Annotated in this window: 17 protein-coding genes; 7 read left to right on the top strand and 10 right to left on the bottom strand. The window is 72.2% G+C overall.

The features are described from left to right. Nucleotides 1-57: 57 nt before the first annotated feature. Complete coding sequence (locus ACFY6U_RS46610; protein WP_390048404.1) at nt 58-2571, top strand: DEAD/DEAH box helicase; 2514 nt, start codon at nt 58-60, stop codon at nt 2569-2571. A 64-nt stretch (nt 2572-2635) separates the two neighbouring features. Continuing rightward, a complete protein-coding gene (locus tag ACFY6U_RS46605) occupies nt 2636-3502 on the top strand; it encodes an acyl-CoA thioesterase II (RefSeq protein WP_351492027.1) in 867 nt (288 codons plus the stop codon). Between the two features lie 46 nt (nt 3503-3548). Here the strand turns inward: ACFY6U_RS46605 and ACFY6U_RS46600 are convergent, their stop codons facing one another. After that, entirely contained in the window at nt 3549-4418 is an 870-nt protein-coding gene (locus ACFY6U_RS46600; protein WP_390048402.1) for a DUF6397 family protein, read from the bottom strand. 126 nt (nt 4419-4544) lie between these two features. Next, nucleotides 4545-4958 carry a roadblock/LC7 domain-containing protein gene (locus ACFY6U_RS46595; protein WP_351492031.1) on the bottom strand — a complete coding sequence of 138 codons (414 nt, stop codon included), beginning with the start codon at nt 4956-4958 and terminating at the stop codon, nt 4545-4547. Nucleotides 4959-5053: 95 nt separating this feature from the next. Between ACFY6U_RS46595 and ACFY6U_RS46590 the strand changes: the two genes are divergently transcribed. Continuing rightward, nucleotides 5054-5482 carry a PPOX class F420-dependent oxidoreductase gene (locus tag ACFY6U_RS46590; protein ID WP_294002205.1) on the top strand — a complete coding sequence of 143 codons (429 nt, stop codon included), beginning with the start codon at nt 5054-5056 and terminating at the stop codon, nt 5480-5482. A 3-nt stretch (nt 5483-5485) separates the two neighbouring features. Here ACFY6U_RS46590 and ACFY6U_RS46585 read toward each other — a convergent pair whose 3' ends face one another. From ACFY6U_RS46585 to ACFY6U_RS46565, 5 genes are all read right to left on the bottom strand, one after another. Next, complete coding sequence (locus ACFY6U_RS46585) at nt 5486-6091, bottom strand: ATP/GTP-binding protein (RefSeq protein ID WP_390048399.1); 606 nt, start codon at nt 6089-6091, stop codon at nt 5486-5488. A gap of 188 nt (nt 6092-6279) precedes the next feature. Next, nucleotides 6280-6693 carry a DUF742 domain-containing protein gene (locus tag ACFY6U_RS46580; RefSeq protein WP_390048397.1) on the bottom strand — a complete coding sequence of 138 codons (414 nt, stop codon included), beginning with the start codon at nt 6691-6693 and terminating at the stop codon, nt 6280-6282. 18 nt (nt 6694-6711) lie between these two features. Then, a complete protein-coding gene (locus ACFY6U_RS46575) occupies nt 6712-7149 on the bottom strand; it encodes a roadblock/LC7 domain-containing protein (protein WP_350781344.1) in 438 nt (145 codons plus the stop codon). After that, the gene (locus ACFY6U_RS46570) at nt 7146-9668 is read right to left on the bottom strand and encodes a nitrate- and nitrite sensing domain-containing protein (protein ID WP_390048395.1); all 2523 of its coding nucleotides are present in this window, start codon (nt 9666-9668) and stop codon (nt 7146-7148) included. The genes ACFY6U_RS46575 and ACFY6U_RS46570 overlap by 4 nt, the downstream gene beginning before the upstream one ends. A gap of 36 nt (nt 9669-9704) precedes the next feature. Further along, nucleotides 9705-10478 carry an MHYT domain-containing protein gene (locus tag ACFY6U_RS46565; RefSeq protein ID WP_390048393.1) on the bottom strand — a complete coding sequence of 258 codons (774 nt, stop codon included), beginning with the start codon at nt 10476-10478 and terminating at the stop codon, nt 9705-9707. A gap of 150 nt (nt 10479-10628) precedes the next feature. Between ACFY6U_RS46565 and ACFY6U_RS46560 the strand changes: the two genes are divergently transcribed. The 3 genes from ACFY6U_RS46560 to ACFY6U_RS46550 all read left to right on the top strand — a co-directional run bounded on the left by ACFY6U_RS46560 (nt 10629) and on the right by ACFY6U_RS46550 (nt 12733). Beyond that, the gene (locus ACFY6U_RS46560; RefSeq protein ID WP_390048391.1) at nt 10629-11228 is read left to right on the top strand and encodes a class I SAM-dependent methyltransferase; all 600 of its coding nucleotides are present in this window, start codon (nt 10629-10631) and stop codon (nt 11226-11228) included. Between the two features lie 185 nt (nt 11229-11413). Then, nucleotides 11414-11719 carry a hypothetical protein gene (locus ACFY6U_RS46555; RefSeq protein ID WP_390048389.1) on the top strand — a complete coding sequence of 102 codons (306 nt, stop codon included), beginning with the start codon at nt 11414-11416 and terminating at the stop codon, nt 11717-11719. 159 nt (nt 11720-11878) lie between these two features. Continuing rightward, nucleotides 11879-12733 carry a hypothetical protein gene (locus ACFY6U_RS46550; RefSeq protein ID WP_390048387.1) on the top strand — a complete coding sequence of 285 codons (855 nt, stop codon included), beginning with the start codon at nt 11879-11881 and terminating at the stop codon, nt 12731-12733. A gap of 18 nt (nt 12734-12751) precedes the next feature. On the opposite strand, the gene ACFY6U_RS46545 is transcribed toward ACFY6U_RS46550, so the two are convergent. The 3 genes from ACFY6U_RS46545 to xylA all read right to left on the bottom strand — a co-directional run bounded on the left by ACFY6U_RS46545 (nt 12752) and on the right by xylA (nt 15025). Continuing rightward, entirely contained in the window at nt 12752-12934 is a 183-nt protein-coding gene (locus ACFY6U_RS46545) for a hypothetical protein (RefSeq protein ID WP_181809683.1), read from the bottom strand. 221 nt (nt 12935-13155) lie between these two features. Then, entirely contained in the window at nt 13156-13662 is a 507-nt protein-coding gene (locus ACFY6U_RS46540) for a hypothetical protein (RefSeq protein WP_390048385.1), read from the bottom strand. Between the two features lie 196 nt (nt 13663-13858). Then, nucleotides 13859-15025, bottom strand: a complete 1167-nt coding sequence (xylA, locus tag ACFY6U_RS46535) for a xylose isomerase (protein ID WP_390048383.1) — start codon at nt 15023-15025, stop codon at nt 13859-13861. Nucleotides 15026-15253: 228 nt separating this feature from the next. On the opposite strand from xylA, the gene xylB reads away from it, so the two are divergent. Then, complete coding sequence (gene xylB, locus ACFY6U_RS46530) at nt 15254-16699, top strand: xylulokinase (RefSeq protein ID WP_390048381.1); 1446 nt, start codon at nt 15254-15256, stop codon at nt 16697-16699. The last annotated feature ends 13 nt before the right edge of the window (nt 16700-16712 follow it).

Raw genomic sequence — 16712 nt, 5'->3', positions numbered from 1 at the left:
ATCTTCGTCCTCGAAGCCGATTCCCCCCTCGGCGGGTGGGCCAGGCAAGATGGGGGCGTGACCCTCATCGATCAGCTGCCGCCGACCGCCGACCCCGACGCCCTGTACGAAGCCTTCGAGGCGTGGGCCCAGGAGCGCGGTCTCACGCTCTACCCCCACCAGGAGGAGGCGCTCATCGAGGCGGTCTCCGGGGCGAACGTGATCGTGTCGACGCCGACCGGCTCCGGCAAGAGCATGATCGCCGCGGGCGCGCACTTCGCCGCGCTGGCCCGGGACGAGGTCACCTTCTACACGGCCCCGATCAAGGCGCTGGTGTCGGAGAAGTTCTTCGAGCTGTGCAAGCTCTTCGGCACCGAGAACGTCGGCATGCTCACCGGCGACGCCTCCGTGAACTCCGACGCGCCCGTCATCTGCTGCACCGCCGAGGTCCTCGCCTCCATCGCGCTGCGCGACGGCAAGCAGGCCGACGTCGGCCAGGTCGTCATGGACGAGTTCCACTTCTACGCCGAGGGCGACCGCGGCTGGGCCTGGCAGATCCCGCTCCTCGAACTGCCCCAGGCGCAGTTCATCCTCATGTCGGCGACCCTCGGCGACGTCTCCTTCTTCGAGAAGGACCTGACCCGCCGCACCGGCCGCCCCACCGCGGTGGTCCGCTCGGCGACCCGCCCGGTGCCGCTCTCCTACGAGTACCAGCTCACCCCGATGACCGAGACGCTCACCGAGCTCCTGGAGAGCAGGCAGGCGCCGGTGTATATCGTGCACTTCACGCAGGCACAGGCGGTGGAGCGGGCGCAGGCGCTGATGAGCATCAACATGTGCTCGAAGGAGGAGAAGGAGCAGATCGCCGAGCTGATCGGCAACTTCCGCTTCACCACCAAGTTCGGCCAGAACCTCTCCCGTTACGTCCGGCACGGCATCGGCGTGCACCACGCCGGCATGCTCCCCAAGTACCGGCGCCTGGTGGAGAAGCTCGCCCAGGCCGGTCTGCTGAAGGTCATCTGCGGCACCGACACCCTGGGCGTGGGCGTCAACGTGCCCATCCGCACGGTGCTGTTCACCGCCCTCACCAAGTACGACGGCAACCGGGTGCGCACCCTGCGCGCCCGTGAGTTCCACCAGATCGCCGGCCGCGCCGGCCGGGCCGGCTTCGACACGGCGGGGCTGGTGGTCGCGCAGGCGCCCGAGCATGTCATCGAGAACGAGAAGGCGCTGGCGAAGGCGGGCGACGACCCGAAGAAGCGGCGCAAGGTGGTGCGCAAGAAGGCGCCGGAGGGCTTCGTCGGCTGGACGGAGAACACCTTCGAGAAGCTGATCGCGTCCGAGCCGGAGCCGCTGACGTCGCGGTTCCGGGTGACGCACACGATGCTGCTGTCGGTGATCGCCCGCCCGGGCAACGCCTTCGATGCGATGCGCCACCTCCTGGAGGACAACCACGAGCCGCGCAAGCAGCAGTTGCGGCACATCCGCCGGGCGATCGCCATCTACCGCTCGCTGCTCGACGGCGGCATCGTCGAGAAGCTCGACGAGCCCGACGCCACCGGCCGTATCGTCCGCCTCACCGTCGACCTCCAGCAGGACTTCGCGCTCAACCAGCCGCTGTCGACCTTCGCCCTGGCCGCGTTCGAACTCCTCGACCCCGAATCGCCGTCCTACGCCCTCGACATGGTGTCCGTCGTCGAGTCCACCCTGGACGACCCGCGCCAGATCCTGGCCGCCCAGATGAACAAGGCGAAGGGTGAGGCCGTCGCCGCGATGAAGGCGGACGGCGTCGAGTACGAGGAGCGCATGGAGCGCCTCCAGGACATCACCTACCCGAAGCCCCTGGAGGAGCTGCTCTTCCACGCGTACAACACGTACCGCAAGAGCCACCCCTGGGTCGGCGACCACCCGCTGTCGCCGAAGTCGGTCATCCGGGACATGTACGAACGGGCGCTGACCTTCACGGAGTTGGTGTCGGTCTACGAGCTGGCCCGCACCGAGGGCATCGTGCTCCGCTACCTCGCGAGCGCCTACAAGGCCCTCGACCACAACATCCCGGACGACCTGAAGTCCGAGGACCTGCAGGACCTGATCGAGTGGCTGGGCGAGATGGTCCGCCAGGTCGACTCCAGTCTGCTGGACGAGTGGGAACAGCTCGCCAACCCGGAGGAGATGACCGCCGAGGAGGCCCAGGAGAAGGCCGACGAGGTCAAGCCGGTCACCGCCAACGCACGCGCCTTCCGGGTCCTGGTGCGCAACGCGATGTTCCGCCGGGTGGAGCTCGCCGCCCTCGACAAGGTCGACGAACTGGGCGAGATGGACGCGGACTCCGGCTGGGACGCCGATGCCTGGGGCGAGGCGATGGACAAGTACTGGGACGAGTACGAGGACCTGGGCACCGGCCCCGACGCCCGCGGTCCCAAGCTTCTCGTGATCCGGGAGGAACCGCAGAACGGGCTGTGGCGGGTCCGGCAGATCTTCGACGACCCCAACGACGACCACGACTGGGGCATCAGCGCGGAGATCGACCTGACGGCCTCCGACGCCGAGGGCCGCGCGGTCGTCCGCGTCACCGATGTCGGCCAGCTCTGAGCACGAGCCCCGGAACAGCTTCGCGCACACCGCGCACAGGTCCCAGCACAGGAGAATCCAACCGATGACCAACCCGGCCGAGAGACTGGTCGACCTGCTCGACCTGGAGCAGATCGAGGTCAACATCTTCCGTGGCCGCAGCCCCCAGGAGTCCCTCCAGCGGGTCTTCGGCGGCCAGGTGGCGGGCCAGGCGCTGGTCGCCGCCAGCCGCACCGTGGAGGGCGACCGCCCTGTCCACTCGCTGCACGCGTACTTCCTGCGCCCGGGCCGGCCTGGCGTTCCGATCGTGTACCAGGTCGAGCGGGTACGCGACGGGCGGTCGTTCACGACGCGCCGGGTCACCGCCGTGCAGCAGGGCCGCACGATCTTCAACCTGACCGCCTCCTTCCACGAGCCTGAGGTGGGAGCTTTCGAGCACCAGCTGCCGCAGTTCCGCGAGGTGCCGCACCCGGAGTCGCTGCCGACGCTCGCGGAGGAGATCCGCAAGCATCTGGGCGAGCTGCCGGAGCAGCTGGAGCGGATGGCGCGCCGCCAGCCCTTCGACATCCGCTACGTCGACCGGCTGCGCTGGCACCCGGAGGAGATAACCGGCACCGAGCCGCGCAGCGCCGTGTGGATGCGCGCGGTCGGCCCACTGGGCGACGATCCGCTGGTGCACACCTGCGCGCTGACCTACGCCAGCGACATGACCCTCCTGGACGCTGTCCGCGTCCCCGTCGAACCGCTGTGGGGGCCGCGGAACTTCGACATCGCCTCGCTCGACCACGCCATGTGGTTCCACCGGCCGTTCCGCGCGGACGAGTGGTTCCTCTACGAGCAGGAGTCCCCCATCGCCACGGGCGGCCTGGGCCTGGCCCGCGGGCGGGTCTACGACCTCGAAGGACGGCTGCTGGTGTCGGTCGTCCAGGAGGGGCTGTTCCGCGCGCTCTGACGGAGGCGGAAGCGGATGCCGGTGCGGGCACGGTCCGGGCCGCCGGTCACCGGACGGGCCGCGGGCTTCTGCGGGGCAGCCAGCCCCGCAGGCCTCGGGTGGGTGCCGGCCGGTCGGGTGCAGGGTGCCTGGACGGTACGGCCGGGCGGGGTGCCGGCCGGTGTGCGCGGGCCTGCGCCGCTTCCCGTGCCAGGTCGTGCCTGAACCAGTCGATCTCGTCCGGGTCGGCCGCCGTCATGATGTCCTCGGCGAGCTGCGCGGCCGGCGAACCCGGTGCGCCGTGCGCGGGCGGGGCCGGCCGCAGGGCCGTCACGTGGGCGCGCTCGTGCGGGTCGGTGAGCACGTCGTCGATCTCACCGGGGTCCAGGAAACCGGCCACCACCCCGGCCCGCTCCCACGGTCCGTCCGCCTGCCTCAGCAGGAAGCCGCAGTGGCGTCCGCGCCAGTTCCGGGCCCGCTGGTCCGCGCCGCCCCTCAGCCGGTCGCTCAGTTCCGCGGGCGTACGGCCCGTGAGCAGCCGCGTGTTCTTCTCCTCGGCCGCGAACCGCCGCAGCTCCTCCGCGAGGTAGAGCCAGACCACGGCCCGGTAGCGATTGGGGTACCACTTCACCGGAGTCACAAGGCCGAGTTTCGCGACGCGGGTGAACCTGCCCGCCGGGATCCCCATCAGGGCCGCGGCCTCGGTCGTCCCCACGACCCGCACGCTCTCGCTGAGGGATGCGGATCGGCCCCGGAGCCGGTCGATCTCGGTCCGTGGCACCCGCCGGCCTCCACCGCCTCCCTCGTCGGGCACGGTGCGGATCCGTCCGAGGTGCATCGCGAGGTCGAACTCACCCCGCTTGAGCCCCAGTTCGCGGGCGGCGCGGCTCGGTGCGCAGGTGGGCGGGCGGTTGTGGGCAAGAGTGGTACCGGACATGGTCGTTCTCCCCCGTGGAGCGGGTGGCTCGCGCCGGGTGCGCTAGCCGTGCAAAAAACCGTAGCCGGTTCGGCGAGACCCGTGACGGGCCTGTGGATAACTCCAGGGCGGGGGTGAATCCGCTGGTCAGAGCTCCATCGCGGAGGAGCGTTCCGGTTGCCGGGCGTCCACCGCGAGGTGCTCGCCGACGCGGTTGACCAGCAGGGTCATCTCGTAGGCGATCTGACCGATGTCGGCCTCGGCACCGCTGAGCACGCACAGGCAGCTGCCGGTTCCGGCCGCGGTGACGAACAGGACCGCCTCGTCGTACTCGATCATCGTCTGGCGGACCTGGCCGGCCCCGAAGTGCCGTCCGGAGCCCTTGGCAAGGCTGTGCAACCCGGAGGCGACGGCGGCCAGATGCTCCGCGTCCTCCCGGCGGAGGCCGGTGCTCGCTCCCGTGACCAGCCCGTCGTTCGAGAGGACCAGCGCGTGCCGTACGTGCTCCACGCGCTCGGTCAGGTCGTCGAGCAGCCAGCCGAGTCCCTGGTTCTGCGCCATGTCGTCGCGTCTCCCCGTGTGCCGTCTCCCCCTGGCTGGAGGATCTCCCCGCCAGCCTTCCCCACCACCGGCGTCCGGGCAAGGAGGATGGGGGTATGGCAGAGAAGATGACCGACGAGGAATGGCGGGCGTTCGTCTCGCACGGCACCCGCACCGGCAAACTGTCCACCGTCAACGCAGACGGCAGCCCTCATGTGGCCCCCATCTGGTTCCTGCTCGACGGTGACGAGCTGGTCTTCAACACCGGCAAGGACACGGTGAAAGGGCGCAATATCGCCCGTGACGGGCGTGTCGCCCTCTGCGTGGACGACGACCGGCCCCCCTTCCACTTCGTGGTGCTGAACGGGCGCGCCCGGCTGTCGGAGGACCTGGGCGAACTGCGTGATTCGGCCACCCGGATCGCGGCTCGTTACATGGGAGCGGAGCGCGCGGAGGAGTTCGGTGCCCGCAACGGCGTCCCGGGCGAACTGCTGGTCCGGGTCACCGTGGAGAAGGTGGTGGCGCTCAAGGACCTGACGGGCTGAGGCTCAGCCCACCGAGTCGAGGAGCCGGGCGGTGTGCATCCGCCCGGCGTACTCGACGAGCCGGATCAGCACCTCCTTGCCGGAGTCCCGGTCGCGGGCGTCGCACAGGACCACGGGCGTGCCCTGGTCCAGGTCGAGGGCGCGGGAGACGTCGTGGGCACCGTAGGAGCGGGCGCCGGCGAAGCAGTTGACGGCGACGACGAACGGGATGTGCCGGTGCTCGAAGTAGTCGACTGCCGGGAAGCAGTCCTCCAGGCGGCGGGTGTCGGCGAGGACGACGGCACCGAGTGCTCCTTGCGACAGTTCGTCCCAGAGGAACCAGAAGCGGTCCTGGCCGGGGGTGCCGAAGAGGTACAGGGAGAGGCCGGAGCGGATGGTGATACGTCCGAAGTCCATGGCGACGGTGGTGGTGACCTTCTGGTCCACGCCGTCCGTGTCGTCCACCAGTTGGCCCGCTTCGCTGAGCATCTCCTCGGTGCGCAGGGGCCGGATCTCGCTGACGGCGCCGACCAGGGTCGTCTTTCCGACGCCGAAGCCGCCGGCGACCAGTATCTTGAGCGCCATGGCCGACGTGTCGTCGGTGGTGGACTCGGGGTGCTCGGAGACCATGATCACTTCTCTCGGGAGGGCCTGCGGGAGTGCCTGGAGGACCTGCTGCGGCGGACGTCGGGACAGCGGCGGAGCGGCAGGGGACGACGCGAAGCCAGCATCATGGCAACTGCGGTTCCGTCGCGGGCGGTTGGACCGGAACGCGTCTGTTCTGACCGGCTCGGGCCCGGTTGGTTCCGGATGCTCATCTACAGTGCCCGCAATCCCTCGATGACCTCGCGCAGAATCCGCTCGTCGGGAAGCTGGGCGGGTGGCACCGGGCGGCTCACCGTGACGCGGCCCATTTCCAGCAGGTCGCCCAGGAGCACCCGGACCACGCCGACGGGGAGGTCGGCACCGGCGGCGAGTTCGGCGACGGACTGCGTCTCCAGCCGGCACAGGTCGACCAGCGCGCGGTGTTCGGGGCCGAGCGGGGTGTCGTCGTCGGCGCCGGACCTGCCCGGGTCGAGCGTGACCAGGGCGATCAGGTCGAACTTCACGCCGGCGGGGCCGGGTTCGGTGCGGCCCCCGGTCATGGCGTAGGGGCGGACCAGGGGCCCGGCCTCGCCGTCGTACCACTGGCTGCCCGGCTCGTGCGGGGTGTCGGTCATGTACTCGGTCATCGGTGGCGGTCTTCCGGCTCAGCCGGCGGCGGGCGGCCTGGCGGCGACGCGCGGCGCGGTGTAGAGGTGCTCGCCGACGCGCTTGACCAGGCGGGCCATCTCGTAGGCGACCAGGCCGATGTCGGCGGTCACGTCGGTGAGCAGGGCGAGGCAGGAGCCGTCGCCTGCGGCGGCCACGAAGAGGAAGGCATCGTCCATCTCGACCATGGTCTGGCGCACCCCGCCCGCCCCGAAGTGCCGTCCGGCCCCCTTGGCGAGGCTGTTGAAGCCGGAGGCCACGGCAGCGAGGTGCTCGGCGTCCTCGCGTTTGAGGCCGGTCGAGGCGCCGACGGCGAGGCCGTCGTTCGAGAGCACGACGGCGTGCCGTACCTCGGTGACGCGCAGCACCAGGTCGTCCAGCAGCCAGTCGAGTTCGCCGGAGCGCCGGTCTGCCCTCGTGCTCGGGTCCTGGATCATGGGCGGTCTCCTTCGGTGCGGTCGGTGCCCGATTCGGGTTCCGGGGCGGCGCCGCGGCCGGGTCGTCTGCCGCCGCCGCGCGCCCAGCCGTCGCGGTAGGCGGCCATGCGGTCGCGGACGAGTTCGGGGGTGCGCTCGTCCCGGCCACGGGCGGGCGCGGGTTCCTCGGCGCGGGGATCACGCAGTTGGGGGGCGAGGCTCGCCTGCCGCACCCGGCGTGGCAGGTCGTCGTCGGAATGATCGGAGTTATCGGAGTGATCGGAGTCGCGCGGTGGGCGGTGCGGCCTCAAGGTGGTGACTCCGGGGGGCGGCGGTTCGGGCGCGGGGCGCGGTGAGGTGTGGGTGGCGGCGAGGGCGGGCCGGCCGACGGGGGCGGGCTCCGGGAGGGCGGTGCCGGGTACGCGCGCGTAGGCGCGTTCCGGTGCCTGCTCGGTGTCGGCCGCCGGGCGGGCGGGACGCTCCGCCTGGCCACCGTGCAGCAGGGCCTTCGGCAGCAGGACCACCGCGGTGGTGCCGCCATACGGTGACGTGCGCAGATGCACCTTGATGCCGTGTCGGGCCGCGAGCCTGCTGACCACGAAGAGCCCGAGCCGGTCGCTGTCGAACAGGTCGAGGGCCTCGGACTGCTCGATGCGCCGGTTGGCCTCGGCGAGGGTCTCCTGGCCCATGCCGAGCCCGCGGTCCTCCACCTCCAGGGCGTAGCCGTTGCCGACGGGCTCGCCCGTCACGCGCACGCGCGTGTGCGGCGGCGAGAACTGCGCGGCGTTCTCCACGACCTCGGCGAGCAGATGCGTGAGGTCGGCGACGGCCGCGCCGACGACGGACGCCTCGGGGAGCTGTCGTACCTCCACCCGCGCGTAGTCCTCGACCTCGGACACGGCGGCCCGTACCACGTTGATCAGGGACACGGGCATCCGCCAGGCCCGGCCCGGGGCGGCACCGGAAAGGATGATCAGACTCTCCGCGTGCCGGCGCATTCGGGTGGTGAGGTGGTCGAGGCGGAAGAGATCGCTCAGTTCGCTGGGGTCGTCGGAGCGGCGTTCCATGCTGTCCAGCAGACTCAGCTGCCGGTGGACCAGGATCTGGCTGCGGCGGGCGAGGTTGACGAAGACCCCGGAGATGCCGCTGGCGAGTTCGGCGCGTTCCACGGCGGCGCGCAGGGCGGCGCGGTGCACGGTACCGAGGGCCTCGGCGACCTGTCCGGTCTCGTCCTCCGCGGGCGGCCCGGGGGGCGCCTCGGCACGGACGTCGATCTCCTCGCCGGCCCGCAGTCTGCGCATCGCCTCGGGGAGTTTGCGGCGGGCGATTTCCAGGGCGCTGTTGCGCAGGCTCACCAGCTCGACGACGAGGCCGCGTCCGATGCGTACGGAGATCACGAGCGAGGCGACCACGGCGAGCAGACCGAACAGGACGGCGGCGCCGGCCGGGGTGAGCAGGCCGCGCGCGAACGGGTCGGCCCGGCCCGCCACCGCGCGTGCCGTACCGGCCTGGATGCTCCACATGCCGTCCTGCACGCGCGCGTGCGCGGTGTTCCAGGTGGCTTCGGGGGCCGCACCGACCGCTTTGGCTCCGGGTGAGCTCGCGAGGATCCTGTCCTCGGCGGCGCCCAGCGCGGTGTAGTCGTCGCCGTCGGCGAGCCGATGCCAGGCGGTGCGCTGGACAGCGGGCAGATCGGCGACGGCCGCGTCGGTGAGGATCCGGCGGGTGTCCACGGCGCCGGTGAACAGCCGCAGCCGCTCGCCGTCGAGGCTGCCGGCCAGCCGGGCACCGCCGAGGACCGCGTCCTCCTGGGCCAGCGCCTCGCCCGCCCGGGAGAACTCGAGGAGCACGCGCGCGTCGGAGCCCATGTCGTCGGCCTGGACGCCGGTGAGGGCGCCGTCCACGCCGAAGGCCGAGGCGATGGCCTGGGTGTACTGCCTGTAGACCGCGTCCCAGCCGGCGCCTCGGTTCTGCACCGCGCGCCGCAGGGTGCGCAACTGCTCGGCGCCGGTGACGAAGGCCTTCAGGCGCTGGGCGACGCCCGAGGGCAGTTCCTCGCCGTCGGCGACGGTGCTGTCCTTGCCGAGCCGTAGTGCCGAGACGGCCTGGTCGGTGTCGGTGCCCAGCTTCCTGAGGTCCGCGGCCTGTTCGGCGCCGGGGTCGGTCGCGTAGCGGACCGCCGCGGCCCGTTCGGCCTGGAGCGCGGCGACGGCGGTGGCCACCGGGGTGCGCAGCGCGGCGTCGACGTGCTGGGACTGGCGCAGCCGGGCGACGTCCTGTGCCGTGGTGACCGTGGCGTACGCCCACAGGGCGAGCAGGGACATCACCGGCACCATGAGCAGGCAGACGACCTTGGCCCGCACGGTCCGTGGGCGGATCCGCCAGCCGCCGGGCCGGGTGGCCGCGTTGTCCGCAGCGGTGCCACCAAGGTCGTCGACCTGTTCGTCGGCGGGTGGTCCGGCGTGCGCGCGACGGCCGCGCACCGGCCGCGGTGACGGTGTCTCCGGGCCTGCTGTCGGGGTCCTACGGGGTGTACGCATGGCCTCCTCGCTCAGGAAAGGTGGGGCGGCACCGGGTCAGCGCGCGGCGCCCGCGACGGGCCGCTGGGCCGAGGCGGACGCCTCGCGTTCCCCGGCCGTGGGCGAGAGCGCGACGAAGGCCGAGGTGAGGAACAGGTAGGACCCGAGGCCGACGGCGAGGGGGAAGATGAACTGCATCGCCGTGGCCCCGGGCAGGGGGCTGCCGGACGGCGTGACGTGCACGCTGACGGCGAACATGCCGGTGTAGTGCATGCTGCTGACGGCCGCTCCCATGACCAGGGAGGCGACGGTGACCGCGACGGGCGACCTGATGTTGAGCGCCGCCCACAGGGCCGCGGTCGCGGCGACCACGGCGATGAGGACGGAGAGCCCGACGAGCATCGGGTCGTAGCGCACGGCGCCGTGCAGCCGGACGGCCGCCATGCCGAGGTAGTGCATGCTGGCGACGCCCAGCCCGGTGGTGAGTCCGCCGAGCAGGAGTGCCCGGTTGCGGTCGCGGCTGTAGCCGACGGCGAAGACGCCGGCGCTGACGACGGCCACGGCGACGAGCAGGCTGAGGATGGTCAGCGGTACGTCGTAGCGGATGTCGGTGCCGCTGACGCTGAAGCCGAGCATGGCCACGAAGTGCATGGTCCAGATGCCGGTGCCGAGCGCGGAGGCCGCGGTGAGCAGCCAGTTGCGGCGCGAACGGCCGGTGCTGCCGAGCGCGCGGACGGTGCAGCGCAGCCCCAGTGCGGCGCCTATGCAGGCCATGGCGTACGACAGCACGGGGGTCAGCCAGCCGAAGGTGGCGTGGTGCAGATGTCCCATGGCCCAGGGACGCTAGGGGGCACGGGCGCACAAAGGGGGCGCATTTCGAAAGGTGCCGCAATATGACTCAGAGATGTGCCGGAACGATCGCGTCCCGCTCGAACATGCGCGCAGGGTCGTCATCCGTGACGGTGAGGGATCATGCAGACCATGAGCGACGACCACACACATGTCCGGGAGTTCTTCACCGCACGGGCGGCCGACTGGGACAGCAGGTTCCCCGACGACGGTCCCGCGTACGCGGCCGCGGTCACCCAGCTGGGGCTGCGCCCGGGTGACCGGGTCCTCGACGCGGGGTGCGGCACCGGGCGCGCCCTGCCGCCGCTTCGGCGGGCCGTGGGGCCCACCGGCGTGGTCCTCGCAACGGACCTCACGCCGGCGATGCTCCACGCCGCCCGGCGGGCCGGCCGCGACCGTGACGGGCAGTTGCTGCTCGCCGACGTCGCCGCACTGCCGGTGCGGTCGGAGTCCCTCGACGCCGTCTTCGCCGCGGGCCTGATCGCCCATCTGCCCCGTCCGGCGGAGAACCTGCGGGAGTTGGCGCGCGCGGTCCGCCCCGGCGGCACCCTCGCCCTGTTCCACCCGATCGGCCGGTCCGCCCTGGCCGCGCGCCAGGGGCGGCAGATCACGCCGGACGACCTGCGCGCCGAGGCCAACCTCGACCCGTTGCTGGCCGGTTCGGGCTGGCACATGACGTCGTACGTGGACGAGGACGCCCGGTTCCTGGCACTGGCGGTCCGCGGACGCTAGCCGGTGACCGCCGCGGCGAAGGCGGCGGGACGGCCGAACATGACGTTGTGCCCGGCACCCCGGCTCAGGCGTCGGGGCTGATCCCTCTTCGCCACGCCCTCTTCTGTTGCCGGAGCTTCAACCCTACGTTCGACGGAGAAGGGCAGTCGTTCGCAGGCGAGAGCCGGCAGGGGAAGGAGACCCGCGTGTTCGACCGGATCCGCAGGTACGTAGGCAGAGGACGTGGCGCCGACGGCGGAGCGGTGCCGGAACGGCGTGCGAACCGTGAGGGTCGCGCGCACAACTTGTTCGAGGCCGCGGCCGCCTATGTCGCGGCCCGGGCGGAGGACGACCAGGACCGGATCGAGGAGGCGGCGGGCTGGGTGTCGCCGGAGGCGCTGTCGTTCGGGGTGAGCGAGCTGGCGTGCCGGGCCGTGGTCGCCCTGGCCCGCGAGCGCGACGAGTCGCCGGCGACGGTGGCGCGGGACCTCCTCGGGCTGCCGGTGGCCTGACCCTTCGGTACCGCCGAGGTCGTGGCTCTTCCGTGCTCGCCAGGTCGTTTCGTCCCGTCCCGGTGGAAACCTGCAGCTAGGTGTGGAGGCCGGTCGTGACAACGGCCTTCCCGTCGCACTAGGGTGCGCGCCGTTGGACGAACCACTGGGGAGGCAGGGATGGCCGGGACTGATGAGGAGGCCGTCGCCGCGGACGAAGCACTGTACGTGCTCACGGCGGTGCTGCTGACGCCGGCGAAGTTTCCGAGTGTGCTGGGCGACGACTACCCGGAGGCGTGTGCGGCGCTGGGGCTGGCACCGCGCGCCGACGGGTACGGTCTGGTGCTCGGCCAGGACGGCGAAGGAGCGCGCTGGACGGTCGTGATCGACGACGTTTCGCTGGTCGCCGTCGCGATCGCGTCCTGGGACTGCGGCATGGAGTACGACCTGTCGCCGGACGAGCGCACGGTGGTCGCCGCCCTGCCCGGCTGGCCGCTGGCGGTCGCCGTGGCGGCTCCCGACGTCCCCGCGCCGCACGACCCCGGCCCGGAGGTGGCGGACCAGGCACCGCTGGCCCCGCCGGACACCAGCACCTGGGGTCCGGCGCAGCGGCGGCTGGGCGCCGACGAGATCGCGCTGCAGTGGGCGATCTGGCGGGAACAGATCAGCGACGACCACTTCCCGGCACCGGCGGCGGCCGCCGTGGCCTCAGAAACCCGCCAGGAGGCTCCGCAGGACGCCGAGGCGGCCTCGGAGGCCCCGAAGGGTCATGCCGGGGTCCGGCGGGTCCTGGCCGAGGCGTGGGCCTACGTGGACACGCCTCCGCCGCTGGGCCGGGTGCGCTCCTCGTTCGCCCCGGGCGACGCCCGCACCCTGCGCGCCGACGGGCCCGGCTGGTCGCTCGTGGCCCGGACCGACGACATCGCCTTCGTGCTCCTCGACGAGGAACCCGGCGAAGTCCTCCCGGTCGGCCGGGGGCCCGAGCTCCCCGGCCTCCTGGAAGCCCTCGACAAGGTGGCCGTACGGCCCCTGTGAGCCTCCCGGGCCGGTGGCTCAGCGGCCGATCTCCTTGCGTGTGACCCTGCGCAGCCTGCGCCGCTGCGAGGGGTCGAGGGTGAGGTACGCGGCCACCGGGACGCCCACCACGATCAGGAACGTCACCCACCAGGGCAGCCATATCAGCAGGATGAGCCCGACCGCCACACCTCCTGCGGCGATCTTCGCGTTCTTCGACATCAGCGTCGCCTCCTTCGCGGCCCTTGCCGCTCTCTGATCTGAAAACGGGCCCGCGCCTCCCGCGGTTCCGGACCACGACCCTGAGACATCCCTGACGAGCTCCCCCTACTGGCCCCCGATACCGGCCCCCGGCGTACCGGCTCGAACAGATTGTGAAGCAGCCCCCTCTCAGCGTAACCACTCCCGGTCGCCTGCCGTGCCGGACCTCCGGGGACGACTCGCTACCCCAGCAGTGAGGGCAGCAGTGAGTCGAGGCCGCTCGGCAGCTCGCTGGGCAGCTCCGAGGGCCATTGCGAAGGGAGTGCGCTCGGCAGGCCCGACGGCAGGCTGCTGGGCAGCTCGGTCGGGAGGCCGAGCGAAGGGCGGGCCGGGCCGGAGGGGCTCGGGCTACTCGCGCCGGGTTTCCGGTCGGTCGAGCCGTCGCCGCCGGACACCATCAGGACGACGGCGGCGACGGCCACCGCGGCCACCAGCAGGGCCAGAACGGCGAGCAACGGGCCCCTGCGCCGGCGGGGCGGCTCCGGTGGGCGTGGTGGCGTCCACCCGACGGCGGTGGGCGGCTCCTGGTCGCCGGGCGGGGCGCCGAAGCCGCTGTGCGGGGGCGGCGCGGAGCCTTCGTACGGAGGCGGGCCGTAACGTCCGTGCGGAGGCGGGTCGTAGCCTCCGCCGGGCGGCGGAGTGCCGGGTGGCGGGCCGGGCGGTCGTGGCGGTACGGGCGGCGTGGCCATACCGCCCAGAGTCACCGCGTTCCGGTCATCGCGCGAGCCCGGCGCGGGAGTTGGCACGGACTCATGCCGTGGACCGCACGATTCCGGAGCATTTCCGGTACGAACCGGCCGTGCGGGCGCGGAATCCGGGCACAGAGGACGACACGCGCGCGTGAGGGCGTCGCTGCGAAAGCGGCCTTCACGCGCGCGTGCGTGATCAGCCCCGCGCGCCCAGCAGGTGGTCCATCGCCAGCTGGTCGAGCTGCTCGAAGGCCATTCCGCGTGCGGCGGTCGCGTCCGCGTCGAACTCCTCGAAGGCCGTGCGGTCGGCGAGGAGGGCTTGGAGGCCGTCCGCAGCGGTCGGCTGGGCCAGCTGGTCCAGACGGGAGGCGCGCAGGGCCTCCTGGACCTCCGGGTCCGCGCGGAAGGCGGCGGCGCGCTCCTTGAGGATCAGGTAGTTGCGCATGCAGCCGGCGGCCGACGCCCACACGCCGTCGAGGTCCTCGGTCCGCGGCGGCTTGAAGTCGAAGTGCTTCGGGCCCGCGTAGCCGGCGCTCTCCAGGAGGTCGACCAGCCAGAAGGCGGCGCGCAGGTCACCGGCGCCGAAGCGCAGGTCCTGGTCGTACTTGATGCCGGACTGGCCGTTGAGGTCGATGTGGAAGAGCTTGCCCGCCCACAGGGCCTGTGCGATGCCGTGCGGGAAGTTCAGGCCGGCCATCTGCTCGTGGCCGACCTCGGGGTTCACGCCGTACAGCTCGGGGCGCTCCAGGCGCTCGATGAAGGCGAGGGCATGGCCGACGGTGGGGAGCAGGATGTCGCCGCGCGGCTCGTTCGGCTTGGGCTCGATGGCGAAGCGCAGGTCGTAGCCCTGGGAGGTGACGTACTCGCCGAGGAGGTCGAAGGCCTCCTTCATGCGGTCGAGGGCGACCCGGACGTCCTTGGCGGCGCCGGATTCGGCGCCCTCCCGGCCGCCCCAGGCGACGTACGTCTCGGCGCCCAGCTCGACGGCCAGGTCGATGTTGCGGATGGTCTTGCGCAGCGCGTAGCGACGCACGTCACGGTCGTTCGCGGTGAACGCGCCGTCCTTGAAGACCGGGTGGGTGAAGAGGTTGGTGGTGGCCATCGGCACCTTCATGCCGGTGGCGTCGAGGGCCTGCCGGAAGCGCTTGATGTGCGACTCGCGCTCGGTGTCCGAGGACCCGAAGGGGATCAGGTCGTCGTCGTGGAACGTCACACCGTGGGCGCCCAGTTCGGACAGGCGCTGGACCGTCTCGACGGGGTCGAGGGCGCGGCGGGTGGCGTCGCCGAACGGGTCCCTTCCCTGCCAGCCGACGGTCCACAGGCCGAAGGTGAACCTGTCCTCGGGGGTGGGCTGGAAGCTCATGCCGCGGCTCCTTGCTCGGGGGCTGTGCTCGATGACTGCGGTGGATGACTGATGGATGACTGTCGTGCCGACTATTTCGTCATCGCGGTTTACAAATTAGTATGCCGACGCGTCCCTGGGAAGGGTCACCCTGTCCCCGAAGGACGAAAAACCGGGTCGCGACACCCCGACGAACCGGGAAAACTGCAGGTCAGATAAACCGCGAGCCGCGGAAAAAGGGAGAGCCCGATGTCAGCAGCCGAGGGTCCGCTCGTCGTCGGCGTGGACACGTCCACCCAGTCCACCAAGGCGCTGGTCGTCGACGCGTCCACCGGCGAGGTCGTGGCGAGCGGCCAGGCACCGCACACCGTGACCACCGGCGCGGGCCGGGAGAGTGATCCGCGCCAGTGGTGGGACGCGCTGTGCGAGGCGCTGCGCCAGTGCGGGGACGCCGCGCACGAGGCGGCGGCCGTGTCGATCGGCGGGCAGCAGCACGGTCTGGTCACACTGGACGAGCACGGCGAGCCGGTGCGGCCCGCACTGCTCTGGAACGACGTCCGTTCGGCGCCGCAGGCCCAGCGGCTGATCGAGGAGCTGGGCGGCCCGAAGGCCTGGGCGGAGCGCACCGGGAGCGTGCCGGGCGCGTCGTTCACGGTCACCAAGTGGGCCTGGCTCGCGGAGCACGAACCGGAGGCGGTGCGCGCGACCAGGGCCGTACGGCTCCCCCACGACTACCTCACGGAGCGGCTGACCGGGCAGGGCACGACCGACCGCGGCGACGCCTCCGGCACCGGCTGGTGGGCGTCGGCGACCGAGGCGTACGACGAGGAGACCCTGGCCCACGTGGGCCTGGACCCGGCGTTCCTCCCCCGGGTGGTCCGTCCCGGCGAGGTCGCCGGCACCGTGCGCGACAGTCACGACCTGCCGTTCTCCAAGGGCACCCTGGTGGCGCCCGGCACCGGTGACAACGCGGCGGCCGCGCTGGGGCTCGGGCTGCGCCCGGGCACGCCCGTGCTCAGCCTCGGCACGTCGGGGACGGTGTACGCGGTCTCGAAGCACCGTCCCGCCGACCCGACCGGTACGGTCGCGGGCTTCGCCGACGCGCATGGCGACTGGCTGCCGCTCGCCTGCACGCTGAACTGCACCCTCGCGGTCGACCGGGTCGCGGCGCTCCTCGGCCTGGACCGCGAGGCCGTCGAGCCCGGCACCTCGGTGACCCTGCTGCCGTACCTGGACGGCGAGCGCACCCCGAACCTGCCGAACGCCTCCGGGCTGCTGCACGGTCTGCGCCACGACACCACCGCCGGCCAGCTCCTCCAGGCCGCCTATGACGGCGCCGTGCACGCGCTGCTCGGCGCCCTGGACCTGGTGCTCGACGAGGACGCCGACCGGACCAGCCCGTTGCTGCTGATCGGCGGCGGCGCCCGGGGCCGGGCCTGGCAGGAGACGGTACGGCGGCTGTCGGGACGGCCGGTGCAGGTGCCCGAGGCGAAGGAGCTGGTCGCCCTCGGCGCCGCCGCGCAGGCGGCCGGGCTGCTCACCGGTGAGGACCCGGCGGCGGTGGCGCGGCGCTGGAACACGGCCGCGGGGCCCGTGCTGGACGCGGTGGAGCGGGACTCCGCGACGCTGTCCAGGATCTCCGGGGTACTCTCCGACGCGGCCCCGCTGCTGGAGCGGGCGCCGGAGAACCACTGATCGGCAGAGGACT

The organism is Streptomyces sp. NPDC013157 (genome assembly GCF_042899865.1).
Classification (GTDB): Bacteria; Actinomycetota; Actinomycetes; order Streptomycetales; family Streptomycetaceae; genus Streptomyces.
The sequence above is the reverse complement of the archived record's forward strand: the minus strand, read 5'-3'. Positions and strand labels throughout refer to the sequence as shown.

What these genes read in the sequence shown, in the direction of transcription:
- ACFY6U_RS46605 (WP_351492027.1), top strand. Translation starts at nt 2,636, where the DNA reads ATGACCAACCCGGCCGAGAGACTGGTCGACCTGCTCGACCTGGAGCAG.
- ACFY6U_RS46600 (WP_390048402.1), bottom strand. Translation starts at nt 4,418, where the DNA reads ATGTCCGGTACCACTCTTGCCCACAACCGCCCGCCCACCTGCGCACCG.
- ACFY6U_RS46595 (WP_351492031.1), bottom strand. Translation starts at nt 4,958, where the DNA reads ATGGCGCAGAACCAGGGACTCGGCTGGCTGCTCGACGACCTGACCGAG.
- ACFY6U_RS46590 (WP_294002205.1), top strand. Translation starts at nt 5,054, where the DNA reads ATGGCAGAGAAGATGACCGACGAGGAATGGCGGGCGTTCGTCTCGCAC.
- ACFY6U_RS46585 (WP_390048399.1), bottom strand. Translation starts at nt 6,091, where the DNA reads ATGGTCTCCGAGCACCCCGAGTCCACCACCGACGACACGTCGGCCATG.
- ACFY6U_RS46580 (WP_390048397.1), bottom strand. Translation starts at nt 6,693, where the DNA reads ATGACCGAGTACATGACCGACACCCCGCACGAGCCGGGCAGCCAGTGG.
- ACFY6U_RS46575 (WP_350781344.1), bottom strand. Translation starts at nt 7,149, where the DNA reads ATGATCCAGGACCCGAGCACGAGGGCAGACCGGCGCTCCGGCGAACTC.
- ACFY6U_RS46570 (WP_390048395.1), bottom strand. Translation starts at nt 9,668, where the DNA reads ATGCGTACACCCCGTAGGACCCCGACAGCAGGCCCGGAGACACCGTCA.
- ACFY6U_RS46565 (WP_390048393.1), bottom strand. Translation starts at nt 10,478, where the DNA reads ATGGGACATCTGCACCACGCCACCTTCGGCTGGCTGACCCCCGTGCTG.
- ACFY6U_RS46560 (WP_390048391.1), top strand. Translation starts at nt 10,629, where the DNA reads ATGAGCGACGACCACACACATGTCCGGGAGTTCTTCACCGCACGGGCG.
- ACFY6U_RS46550 (WP_390048387.1), top strand. Translation starts at nt 11,879, where the DNA reads ATGGCCGGGACTGATGAGGAGGCCGTCGCCGCGGACGAAGCACTGTAC.
- ACFY6U_RS46545 (WP_181809683.1), bottom strand. Translation starts at nt 12,934, where the DNA reads ATGTCGAAGAACGCGAAGATCGCCGCAGGAGGTGTGGCGGTCGGGCTC.
- ACFY6U_RS46540 (WP_390048385.1), bottom strand. Translation starts at nt 13,662, where the DNA reads ATGGCCACGCCGCCCGTACCGCCACGACCGCCCGGCCCGCCACCCGGC.
- xylA (WP_390048383.1), bottom strand. Translation starts at nt 15,025, where the DNA reads ATGAGCTTCCAGCCCACCCCCGAGGACAGGTTCACCTTCGGCCTGTGG.
- xylB (WP_390048381.1), top strand. Translation starts at nt 15,254, where the DNA reads ATGTCAGCAGCCGAGGGTCCGCTCGTCGTCGGCGTGGACACGTCCACC.